Annotated in this window: 9 protein-coding genes; all 9 read right to left on the bottom strand. The window is 62.3% G+C overall.

The genetic code is table 11. The annotated features are described in order from the left end of the window. Nucleotides 1-306 precede the first annotated feature (306 nt). On the bottom strand, nt 307-1,872 hold the full coding sequence (locus HF257_RS13130) for an alkaline phosphatase D family protein (RefSeq protein ID WP_185710951.1): 1,566 nt from the start codon (nt 1,870-1,872) through the stop codon (nt 307-309). Nucleotides 1,873-1,881: 9 nt separating this feature from the next. Next, nucleotides 1,882-4,152, bottom strand: a complete 2,271-nt coding sequence (locus tag HF257_RS13135; protein WP_185710952.1) for a TonB-dependent receptor — start codon at nt 4,150-4,152, stop codon at nt 1,882-1,884. 264 nt (nt 4,153-4,416) lie between these two features. Further along, nucleotides 4,417-5,151 carry a UTRA domain-containing protein gene (locus HF257_RS13140; RefSeq protein WP_185710953.1) on the bottom strand — a complete coding sequence of 245 codons (735 nt, stop codon included), beginning with the start codon at nt 5,149-5,151 and terminating at the stop codon, nt 4,417-4,419. Nucleotides 5,152-5,232: 81 nt separating this feature from the next. Next, the gene (locus HF257_RS13145) at nt 5,233-6,606 is read right to left on the bottom strand and encodes an LLM class flavin-dependent oxidoreductase (RefSeq protein WP_185710954.1); all 1,374 of its coding nucleotides are present in this window, start codon (nt 6,604-6,606) and stop codon (nt 5,233-5,235) included. A gap of 27 nt (nt 6,607-6,633) precedes the next feature. Beyond that, entirely contained in the window at nt 6,634-7,464 is an 831-nt protein-coding gene (locus tag HF257_RS13150) for an amino acid ABC transporter permease (RefSeq protein ID WP_185710955.1), read from the bottom strand. Next, nucleotides 7,461-8,279 carry a transporter substrate-binding domain-containing protein gene (locus HF257_RS13155; RefSeq protein WP_185710956.1) on the bottom strand — a complete coding sequence of 273 codons (819 nt, stop codon included), beginning with the start codon at nt 8,277-8,279 and terminating at the stop codon, nt 7,461-7,463. The genes HF257_RS13150 and HF257_RS13155 overlap by 4 nt, the downstream gene beginning before the upstream one ends. Nucleotides 8,280-8,341: 62 nt before the next feature. Continuing rightward, nucleotides 8,342-8,935, bottom strand: coding sequence for a nicotinamide riboside transporter PnuC (gene pnuC / locus HF257_RS13160; protein WP_185710957.1), 594 nt, complete (start codon nt 8,933-8,935; stop codon nt 8,342-8,344). A gap of 16 nt (nt 8,936-8,951) precedes the next feature. Further along, complete coding sequence (locus HF257_RS13165; RefSeq protein WP_185710958.1) at nt 8,952-9,788, bottom strand: 5'-nucleotidase, lipoprotein e(P4) family; 837 nt, start codon at nt 9,786-9,788, stop codon at nt 8,952-8,954. Nucleotides 9,789-9,800: 12 nt separating this feature from the next. After that, nucleotides 9,801-11,945, bottom strand: a complete 2,145-nt coding sequence (locus HF257_RS13170) for a TonB-dependent siderophore receptor (RefSeq protein ID WP_185710959.1) — start codon at nt 11,943-11,945, stop codon at nt 9,801-9,803. Nucleotides 11,946-12,003 lie beyond the last annotated feature (58 nt).

Below are 12,003 nucleotides of genomic sequence, written 5' to 3' on the forward strand. Positions count from 1 at the left end.
TAAGCGCCCCGTTAAACCACGCTGGCCGAACGCAGGCTTGAATCCGTGGGTAACCCGGCAGGACGCCGGGTTAGCCGCGTTGGGCCAAGGATGGCCCATCGCGGCGGCCCACGGATTCAAGCCGGAGTGAGGGCACACCGAGCCTAGGCGAGGTGCCGAGTGGTGGGGCAAGAGCCCTTTGGTTACTTTGGGCTGGGCCGGCATTCCGGCTCTTTTCCAAAGTGACCCGCCGTGAGGGCGGAACCCATATCAGCCGTTACCTAAATAACGGATATGTACACCAAAACACCGACCCACCCCGAACCCTCACACCTCCTGCAACCGAGCACTCCCACTCTCCACCACAAACTGCTTCAACGTCGAAACCGTAGCCCGAGGATCCAGCCGATCCGAAATCGCCTGCATCCTCACCTCCAACCTCCCAGGTGTCAGGTCCAACGACAAATACCCCCTTGGCCGACTGTCATAAAACCGAATCTGCGGGTTGGCCGGCAAAATCGACTGTACCGCCTCATAACTCGGCCCATTCGACGTAATCGAGGTACCCACAAACTCTGCCGCCACCAATTTGGAATCCGGATCCTCCGGCCGTTCATACAAATGGTTGGCCCAAAACGAATGGTAATCCCCACTCAACACCACCGGATTAGCCACCCGACTGTCCCGCAAGTTCTCGATCAACCGCCCACGCGCCGCTTGGAAGCCATCCCAACTGTCGGTCCAGTAACGCGCCCCATCGGTCCCCGGCCGCTCCGCACGCAACGGCGCCACCAACAGGTCCTGAGCGAGCAGGTTCCAGCGGCTGTCACTGCGGCGCAAACCGTCATACAGCCAGCGCTCCTGCTCAAACCCCAACAGCGTGCGTTTGGGATCGGCGAGGTCCACGCAACTGCTCAACTCCATATGACCCTTGCCGAAATTGGGTGCCTGGTAACACGGTTGGCGTGAGCGATACTGGCGGCCATCCAACACCGGGATCGCCGCCAGGTCACCATAGGTAAACCGCCGATAAATTCGCGGGCTGCCATTGCTGCCCAGGGGCGGGCGCCGCAGCGGCATGTTCTCCAGGAACGCCTGGTACGCTGCCGCCCGGCGTTGCTGGAACGCGGCAACGGTCACGCCCGGGTCCTTGGAGGAAACGCCGGAATAATCGTCCTGCACTTCATGGTCATCCCAGGTGGCAATCCACGGCGCGGCAGCGTGCAGTTGTTGCAGGTCCGGGTCGGTCTTGTGCAGTGCGTAGCGGTAACGGTAACCGGCCAGGTCCGTGGCCTCGGGTGCACCGTAGGAGCGGGCCAGGCCCTGTGTTCCAGGGGCGTTGGTGTATTCGTAGATGTAGTCACCGAGGAACAGCACCAGGTCGGGACGTTCATCGGCCATGTGCCGATAGGCGCTGAACAGCCCGCGCTCGTAATGGGCGCAGGAGGCAACGCCCAGGCGCAGGTGGTCGACCTTGGCGTTCAGCACCGGCAAGGTCAGCGCCCGGCCGGTGGGCCCGCGCTCGCCCAGGGCGATAAAGCGGTACCAGTATTCACGGCCCGGTTGCAGCCCTCGCAGTTCCACATGCACCGCGTGGCCGTTGATCGCCAGGGCCTGGGTGCGGCCGCGCTGGGCGATGCGCTGAAAGTGCTCATCCAGGCCCACTTCCCAGTCCACCGGGATGCTGGCGGGCAGGGCGTACTCGTTGCCGGGGAACAGCGGCAACGTGCTCAGGCGTGTCCAGATCACAAAACCATCGGGCCAGGGATCGCCACTGGCGACCCCCAGGGTGAAGGGCGTGGCCACGTTGGCCAAGGCGCTGCCGTAGCGCAATAACAAGGGCGCGCCCATCAGCAGGCCCAGCGCCTGGCGGCGGTTCAGGTCGAAAGTCATCACAGGTCCCTAGAATTTGTAGCTAGCCTGCACACCCACGGTGCGCGGGTCACCCGGTGTGGCGATTTGCGCGTTGGACAGGAACGAGCCGTGGTACAGGTCGTATTTGTTGTCGAACACGTTGCGTGCCCACAGTGCGCCGGACCAGTTGCTGCCCTTGGGCGTGATGCCCAGGCGCGCATTGGCCAGCCAGTAGGCCTGGGTGGTGGTGCCGTTGCTGCCGGTGATGCGGTCGTGGAACGAGTAGTCGCTCTCGGCGCTGAAGGTAAAGCCGCCCACGTCCCACACGTACTGCAACTGGCCGCCGTAGCTGATTTTCGGGAAGTTGGTGAGGCTGGAGCCGGAGAAGTCGGTGTACACCGGGTAGGCGAACCCGACCGCGCGAGTGGCGGTGCTGTTCAGGCCTTGGTAGTCGATGTACTTGCCTTTCTTCGTGCCGAAGTATTGGCCCAGGGTCAGGCCCGACACCGGCTCCCACTGCAGTTCCAGTTCATAGCCGTAGATCTTCGACTTGGGAATATTCACCAGCCGACCCACGTTGCCCACCTGCTGGCTGATCCATACCTGGGACTGGTATTGCTGGTCGCGGTAATCGTAGTAGAACGCCGAACCGTTGAAGCGCAAGGTGTCGCTCAGGTCGCTCTTGAAGCCCACTTCATAGGCCAGCAGCTTCTCCGGTTTGACCGGCGCGATCTGCTCCGCGTAGCTGGAGTTGTAGGCGGTAAAGCCCCCGGATTTGATCCCGCGACTGACCGTGGAATACAGCAGGGTGGATGGGGTGAGTTGATACTCCAGGCCGAGTTTCCATGAGGTGGAGTTGCTGTCCAGGTCGCTGTCGGCCGCCGGGAAACTCAGTTGACCGAGGCTGTACACGCCGCTGTTGACCAGGATGCGCTGGGTGGCGAAGTCTTCCAGTTCGCGGTGTTCCTTCTCCTGGCGAATCCCGACGATCAGTTTCAAGTCGTCGGTGAGCCGGTAGTCGCCCTGGGCGAAGGCGCTGTAGGTGTTGGACTTCTGGGTGTAGGAGGTGTAGGTGCCGTAACCCAGGTTGGCGCTGAAGTCCGAGTAGAAGTTTTCGTCCAGGCGGTCTTGGGCGAAGTACAAGCCGGTCTGCCAGTTGAAGCGCTCGTTGTCGTGGGAGGCCAGGCGCAGTTCCTGGGAAAACACTTCGATCTTCGAATCGAAATATTCATCGGATTGCGGGATCACCGAGGCGTCCCAGTCAATGTATTCACGGCGCCGGAAACGGTCGGACGCGGTGATGCTGGTCACGCTCAAATGGTCATTCAGGTCGAACGTACCGGTGAGGGCGAAGCCGGTGTTGTCGTTGTCGCGATGGGGTTTGTCACCGACGGATAACCCGGTGATTTTGGCAAAGCCTGGGGTGAGGCCCCAACCGGTTTTCTTACCGTCGTTTTCCGGGCTGATCGCGGAATAGGCAGCGCCGCGGGCGTTGGGTGTCAGGCCTTGGTAGAGGTACGAACCACGGCTGTCGGATTTGTCTTCGCCCGCATGCACGGTGAGGTTGAAGTTGATGTCCGGGGTGGCGTCCCAGTCGAACTGGCCGCGCAGCGAGGTGTTGTCCTTGTCCCCCAGGCTTTGCCCGGTGACGCGGTTTTCCTGCCAGGCGCCGCCTTGCTCGGTGATGAAGGCCAGGCGTGCGCGCAGGGTGTCGGTCAGCGGGCCGGAGAGGAAACCCTCGACGTTGCTGGCGTTGTACGAGCCGTAGCTGGTCGTCAGCCCGCCGTGGAACTCACGGGTGGGTTTGTTGGTGATGAAGTTGATCGCCCCGGCGGTGCTGTTGCGCCCGTACAGCGTGCCCTGTGGACCGCGCAAAACTTCGACGCGCTCCAGGTCGAACAGTTGGCCCTGGGTCTGGATCGGGTAGGGTAGCGCCACTTGATCCAGGTACACACCCACGGTGGAGGTGTTGTTGCTGCCGTAATCCTTGAGCCCCACGCCACGTATGCGAAACAGCGGGTTGCCACCGCCGTACTGCGGCGCGATGTCCAGGTTGGGCACGTAGTTCTGCAGCTCATTGACGTTGGTCACGCCCTTGTTCTGCAAGTCTTGCCCGCTCAGGGCGGTGAGGGCGATGCCCACATCCTGGGCCGATTCTTCGTGCCGCTGGGCGGTCACCGTGACCTGGGGCAGCGCAGTGGTGGTCTGGGTTTCTGCCCCCAGTGCATCGCCGGCCAGCAGCGCCATCAGGGGCGCACTGGCAAGCACGAAGGGGCGGGCGGGTTTGGTGTAGCGATGGTTGCGAAGCAGCGAGTGCATGGCAAGGTCCCTTAAGAAATTCCATTCTTGGGCGCGGGGCAGGCGGTATGCCGTCCCATCGCGCAGGGGCCGCTCTTTGAAGAGTAAGCTGGGAGGATTGATAGCAAGCTATATGCCATCATTTTGTCATAATTAAGTGATTGAAATTATTAGGGTATTTTTTAGGTGGTGGCCGCTTGCGTTGTTTATGCAACAGAACGGCGGCAGGTTGTTACGCAAGCAACAGCCGGTTTGCGTGAGCCCAATCACAGCGTAAAGCTGACCTCACCGCGTTCCCGGATACCGCGTCTCCATCACGATCGACAACGCATCCGGTCGCCAGAATTCCTGGTCGAATTCCACCGCTTGGTTGTCCTCGCCGAAGTTCAAGCGTTCCAGGTACACGCTGGTGGAGCCCGGCGACAGTTGCAGTAACTCGGCTTGTTCTTCGTTCACCGTGCCGATGTGCATCTCCAGCTCACACCGCGACTGCACCCGCGCAAAACGCTCGCGCAGCAGTTGGGTCAGCGAGGTATTGAGGTCGGCTTCCAGCAGGCCAGGGCACCAACTGGCGAGCAACGCGTTGAACTCCAGCAGCACCGGGCGGCGGTCGATCCAGCGGCGGCGTTGCAGGAAGAACACCGGCTCGTCCGCCGAGGCCAGGCCCATGCGCTTGGCCAGCCAGGGGCCGGCGGGGCGCAGTTCGGCGTGCAGGCATTCGGTGCGCGGGGTGCGGCCCTGGGCGCTGACGTAATCCATGAAGCCGCTGATACGCGTGGGGTCGTAGCGGATGCGTTGAGGGCTGACGAACCAGCCCCGGCGGTTTTCGCGGTACACCAGGCCTTCGGCTTCCAGTTGCTGCAACGCTTGGCGCAGGGTGACGCGGGTGCAGCCGAAGCGTTCGATCATGTCCCGTTCGGAGGGGAATTTCTCATCGGCCTGGGGCACGCCTGCGGCGATGTCATGGGCGATCTGTTCGCGGATGCGCTGGTAGTGCGGGGAAATGGGGTCGAAAGGCATCCTGGGGTTCCGTGTGCAGGCATGACGTGGGGGTGACTCTACCGTTCCTGTTGGCGCAGGTCACCTTCTCCCACGCAGGGGCTATGCAAAGCGGAATGACGCGCCATGGGCCGAGGCCGGCAACCGGTCACTGCCATCGGCGCGCAGGCGCGAGCGCAAGGTGCCGCTTTGCGCCGTGGTGCGGTACAGGCCACGTTTTTGCAGGGCCGGGATCACCAGTTCGACAAAGTCGTTCAAGGAGCCTGGACTGATCAGCGGGTTGAGCATGTAGCCGCTGGTGCCGGAGATGCGGGCGTGCTCCTCGATCTTTTCCGCGATCTGCTCCGGGGTGCCCACCAGGATCAGGTCGCTGCCCCGGGTGACATTGGCGAAGCGTTGGCGCACCTCGCCGGCAGTGAGCGGCTTGCCGCTGCCATCGGGCTTCATGATGTAGGAGGTCATGCCTTCGGTGTGGGTCGACAGCGCCTCGTTGTCGGCATAGCGGTTGATGTCGATGCCGGTGTCACCGGCGTAGCTCACCAACTGCGCTTGCAGGTGATAGTTGCTTTGCAGGGTGTCGTATTTTTTCTGCGCCTCGATGGCCGTGGGAGCAGTGACGATGCGCAACACGGTCAGCGATTTCACGTCGGCCGCCTGACGGCCTCGGGCCTCGGCCTGGCGCCAGATATCTTCCAGGCCCTGGCGGATTTCCAGCGGGTTGGACTTGGCGATAAACACCAACTCCGCGTGCTTGGCGGCGAATTGTCGACCACGCCCCGACCAACCGGCCTGGATCAGCAACGGCGTGCGTTGCGGCGACGGCGACGTGAGGTGCGGCCCGGCCACCCGGTAATGTTCACCGGCATGCTGGATAGGCCGCACGCGCGCGCCGTCCGCGTAGGTGTGCGCGAGTTTGTCGGCGATCACTGCATCATCGGCCCAGCTGCCTTCCCAGAGCTTGTACACCACGTCGAGAAACTCTTCGGCGCGCTCATAACGGTCGTCGTGCTTGATCATCTGCTCCAGGCCGAAATTGCGCGCAGCACTGGACAGGTACGAGGTGACGATGTTCCAGCCGATGCGCCCGTCCGACAGGTGATCGAGGGTGCTGAAACGCCGGGCGTGGGTGAACGGGTGTTCGTAGGTGGTGGTGACGGTGACGCCAAACGCGAGTTTTTCGGTGAGGGCCACCAGCGCTGGAATAATCGTCAGCGGGTCATTGGCCGGGGCTTCCACCGCCCATTTCAACGCCATGGCTTCGGAGCCGCCGAACACATCGTAAAAGCCCAGCACGTCGCCAAAGAACATCAGGTCGAGGTTGGCTTCATCTGCCGTGCGGGCCAGGTTCGACCAGTATTTGAGGGTATTGATGCCCAGCCGCTCATCCGCCGGGTGGGTCCACAGGCTGGGCGCTCCGCCGCAGCCGACGCTGGCTTGTTCATAAAGGCCGAATAACAACGGGGTGGGATCGGACATGGTGCTTCCTGCAGGTAAAAAATAGGGCTAGCGCCCGTGGAGATAAGCCTTGCCGTAGTGCCGCTCCAGCCGGGCCTGGATCAGTTCCAGGCCGATCGACAGCAACCAGTAGATGACGGCAGCGGTGGTGAGCATTTCGATATAGCGGTAAGACGAGCGGCCATAGGATTGCGCCAAAAACATTACTTCCCACACGCCCATCACCGATACCAGGGAGGAGTCCTTGAGCATCGAGATGAACTGGCTGGTGGTGGGCGGGATGATGGTGCGCATGGCCTGGGGCAGGACGATCTGCCAGAAGGTCACCGCCCGGCCCATGCCGAGAGCGGCGGCTGCGTTGCGTTGGCCCTGGGACACACCCAGGATGCCGGCGCGGAAGATCTCGCTGAGGTACGCGCCGTAGTTCAGCGACAACGCGATGATCCCGGCACTGATGGCGCCCGGCACCACCCCCAATTGAGGCAGGCCCAGGTAGATCAGCAAGATCTGGATCAGCAGTGGCGTGCCGCGAAAAAACGAGGCGTAGAAGCTGGCGATACCGAACGCCACCGCGCTGCTCGACAACCGCGCCAGGGCGGTGGCAAAACCCAGCGCCACCGACAGCCAGATCGAGCAGAAGCACAGGAACAGCGTCAGCGCCGCGCCCTGCAGGAAACCCTGGGGCGACAGGTGCAGCCCCACCAGGTTTTGCCACTTGGCGGCGACGATGGCGAACTGCAGGTCGAAGCTCATGAACAGGCCGGCGAACAGGCACAGCATCACGCCCCAGGTCAGCCACAGGCGTACTTTGAACGACAGCAGCGTGCGCTTGACCGGTGGTGGTTTCACAACGGCGGGTGGGGTCGGGAATACACTCATTGGGTAATGTCTGAGCCGATCCATTTTTGGGAGATCTTCGCCAGCGTGCCATCACTTTTCAGCTCGGCGAGGATCTGGGTCAGCTTGGCATCCCACGCCGGATCGCCTTTCTCGGTGGCCACCACATTGGGCTCGGCGTACAGCACGTCACCGGTGATCTTGAAGCGCGGGTCGTGGTCAATGCGTTCCTTGGCGGTGACCAGGTTGGTGACCATGGCATCCAGGCGTTTGCCGGTGCCCAGGGCCAGGTCCTGGAAGGCGATGATCTCGTTGTCGTAGGGTACGGCCTGAACGGCCTTGAACGGGTAGTCGATGGGCTTGCTGGCGCCTTCGATCACCAGGTCCTTGGCCAGGTAGGCTTCGTAGGTGGATGCACTGCCTACACCGACTTTTTTACCGGTCAGGTCGGCTGCCGACTGGATGCTGTTGTCGGTTGCATTGACCACCACCACGGCAGGCGAGGCGTAGTACTCGACCGGGAAATTGAACACCTGGCCGCGTGCTGCGCTAGGCGTCATGGAGCAGATGCACACATCGTAACGGCCACTCCAACGACCGGCGGCGATGACTTCCCAGGAGGGAGTTTCCAGTTTGAGTTTCACGCCGAGTTTGTCGGCCACGGCCTTGGTGACATCTACGTCAAAACCGTCCAGCTGGTTCTGTTCGTTGAGGAAGGAGAACGGTGGGTAGTTCTCCATCAACACGCCCACCAACTGCTTGGATTGGGTGATGCGGTCCAGGGTTTGCCCGGCTAACACGGCCGGGCTGGCCAGGAGAAGGGTGACGCTGAGGGCGGCGGCAGTGCGTAAGTTCATAAAAGCATCCAAGCGAGTTTTTTTATATTTAAACGCGATAGATGCCCTAATGTTTAATGATATTAAACGCTGTAAACCGACGCTTTGGTTATATGTTCCTGTTGGTGCAAATCCCGTTGCCAGGCGCGCAAACCATAGGCCGCCAGCACCACGAAGCCGGCGTACAGCGCGGCGGTCAGCTGCAGGTCTTTGTACAGGAACAGGCCCACATACGCCGCGTCCAGCACGATCCACAACCACCAACTGACCACGTATTTACGCGCAGCCCATAGGCTGGCGACCAGGCTGAACGCGGTGAGCAACGAGTCCAGCCACGGTAGGGCCGCGTCGGTGAAATGGTGCATCACCGCCCCCAGCGCCACGGCGCCGATCAACCCTGCGAGCAAGTGACGCCAGGCCTCTTGCAACGGCAGGCGTTCCACCCGTACTTTGCCGGCCTCCACGCGCCCGGTGCTCCAGCGCCACCAGCCGTAGCCCTGCAGCGCGGCGAAGACCAGTTGCAGCAGCATGTCCGAATACAGCTTTACGTCGAAGAAGATCCAGGCATACAGCAACACCGCAACCACGCTGACCGGCCAGCACCAGCGCACGCGTTGCGCGGTGAGCCAGACCCCGGCGATGTTGAAGAACACGGCGACAATTTCCAGTGGCGACATAGGGTTCTCTCAAGAACTAGTTTTCCAGTTGCAGCGCCTGTTGCTTGAGCTGGCGCTTGCGTTCGAAGGGCAGTTTTTCCTGGTCGCCATAGGGCGCGCTGTACCAGTTGCCGTAGGTTGGGTTGGGCAGCAGGAACCAACGCTGGCCGAGCCAGGCCAGGTACGGCGCGGCGGCCTTGCGTTGGTCGGCCAGGGTGTTGTGTTCGGCTTGTACGAAGTCACCCAGCGAGTCGCCGGCCAGCATCAGCACGCGGGCGTGGCTGGCGACCCATAGGCGCCGGCAGTTCTTGCGGTAGCCGGCCAGTTGGCAACGCCCGGTCGGGGTGCTGGCGGCCAGCACCTGTTCGTTGCGCGCCACCGGGAAACCGCGCAGGCGCAGGTTATTGACCGTGGCCTGGACCTGGCTGTGCTCGCGGTTGGTGATGTAGTAGACGGTGATGCCTTTCTTGTCCGCCGCCTGCAAGAACTCCACCGCGCCGGGCAGGGCCCGGGCCTTGGCCTGATCGACCCAGGTGGTCCAGCGATCGTAGGAGTAGACCTGATTGGTGAGGATGTCCCGCGCATTCAGCGGCACGTTGTCCAGCACGGTTTCGTCGATATCCACCACCACCGCCGGCGGCAGGCCGGCGAGGTTGCGCGGCGGCAACGGCAGGGCGTCCCAGGTCGGGTCGGCCAAGGCAGCATCCAACTGGCGCGTGGCACTGGCGAACACTTGTGTGTAGATCAACTCGTGCTCGATGGAGGTCTGCGTCCACAGCACCGCGTCCAATTGGTCGTTGGCGGGCGGTTGCTGCTGGCAGCCCACCAGGGCGGTGGAGAGCAGGCACACACTGGAGAAAATCAGATTACGCATGAACGGTCAGCCTCAAAAATTGACGGTGGCGGACAACCGCGCCGTGCGCGGCGCACCCAGGAACAGGTAGCCGTCGCCTGCGGATTCACCCACATCGCGCCAGTAACGTTTGTCGAACAGGTTGTCGACGGTCAGGCGCAGCACAGTAGCGTAATCACCGACCTTGGTGGTGTAGCGGCCACCCACGTCGAACACCGCATAGTCATCCACTTTCACCGTGGCTTCACGGTTGGCGTATTTGCTTGCGCTGTATTGCACGCCGCCGAGCAGGGCCAGACCGGGTACGCCTGGGATGCTGTAGTCGCCATGCAAACTGGCGCGCAGCTTGGGCACGTTGATTGCCTGGTGGCCGTCGTAATCGTCGGTGCCGCTGCCTGAGACTTGCGCGCGAATGGCCGCGACGCTGGCCGAAACTTGCAGGTCGGAGGTCACGCGGCCGTTGGCGGACAGCTCGATCCCCACATTCTTCTGCTTGCCTTGCTGCACGAAGGTGGTAGTGCCGTCGTCATTCGGGCGGTTGTATTGCAGGTCTTCGGTGATCTGGAACAGTGCGGCGGTCAGGCTCAGGCGCTGGAAGTCGCGCTTGATGCCCACTTCCAGTTGGCGCGAGGTGGTCGGCGGCAATACTTCGTCGGCGTTGCTGCTGAACCATGCGGCTTCGCCACCCAGCGACAGGCCCTTGCTGTAGCTGGCATACAACGAGGTGTCCGGGCGCGGTTTGTAGATCAACGCCACCTGGGGCAGGAACACGCTACGTTGGGTGTGGCGCGTGGTGTCGCCGGCCTGGTTGTAGGTCTCTTCATCCAGGCGTACCTGACGCCCGCCGAGGATGGTTTGCCATTGCTCGTTGAAACTGATGCGGTCGCTGGCGAACAGGCCGTACTGGCGGCTGTCGAGGCGGCGGTAGGTGTGGCCCAGCGGGCCGTCGTAGGGTTCCAGCACCGGTGACGGCTCATAGATATTGCCTTCGCCGATGTACTCGTTGACTGATTTGCGTCGGTCCACCAGGCGCCGGAATGCAGTGGTGCCGAACGTCAGGTCATGCTTGAGGAAACCGGTATCGAACTGGCCATTGAGCGCAGCCTGGGCTTCTTCGTTGCTGCGGGTGTCGTCGGGGCTGCGGTAGTCGGAGATGTCGTAGTCACCTTCGGCGCTGAAGTGGTTGGGCACCGCCGTATTCGCGCAACTGGCGGCGCCATAGCAACCCCAGGCGAAGGTGCTGTAGTCGTCGATGACCACGCGGCTGCGGGAGGCGCTGAAGCTGGCTTTCCAGGCGTCGTTGAAGCGGTATTCGAACAGGCCGTCGAGGTTCAGGGAGCGGATTCCTACCGGGTTCGACCAGCTCTGGTAGGCCAATAGGTCCTTGGGCGAAACGTGGTGGGGCACTTCGGTACCGCCCAGCAGTTGGTAGCCCGGCACCGAGCGTTGTTCGCGGTCCTGGTACTCGGCGTTGAGTTGCAGCAGGGCGTTGGGGCTGATGTTCCAGTCCAGCGCCAGGGAGGCGAAATCGCGCTTGCCGTCAGCGTGGTCGACATAGGAGCGGATGTCCTCGTGGGCCAAGTTGATGCGCACGCCGACTTGTTGTTCGGTGCCCAGCCAACCGCCGATATCAGTGGCCAAATAGCGCTCGCCGTGTTCGTTGGTGGACACGGTCACCGAGCGCACATTCTCCGGGCGCTTGCTCACGTAGTTGACCAGCCCACCGGGTTCGGAGACGCCGCTCTGCAAGCCGGCCAGGCCTTTGAGCACTTCCACTTGCTGCTTGTTTTCCAGCGCCACGTTCTGCTCGCCGGTGATGGTGCGGCCATTGATCTTGTAGCTGCTGGCCGGGTTGAGGGCGAAGCCGCGGATCACGAAATTCTCGTAGTAGCCGACCGGGGCGTAGCTGTCGCCCACCGAGGCGTCGTTTTTCAAGACTTCGCTGAGCAGGCGTGCCTGTTGGTCTTTGAGGCGCGCTTCGGTGATCACGGCGACGGAGGCCGGGGTATCCAGCAATGGCGCGTTGTCGAAGCCGGCCACCGCGGCTTTTTTGGCCTGGTAGTCGGTGCTTTCCTGGCCAAGGACGGTGACGGTGTCCAGGGTCGCATCCTGGGCATGGGCCGCAGCGGCGAAAGTGATGCTCAAGGCGAGCAGGGTGTGGCGATAGGGTGTAGCCATGTAAAGAGCGCTCCAAGGGCATGACCGTCGTTGCCGTACGCTTTTATCGGGCACAAAG

It is taken from the genome of Pseudomonas cremoris (assembly GCF_014230465.1).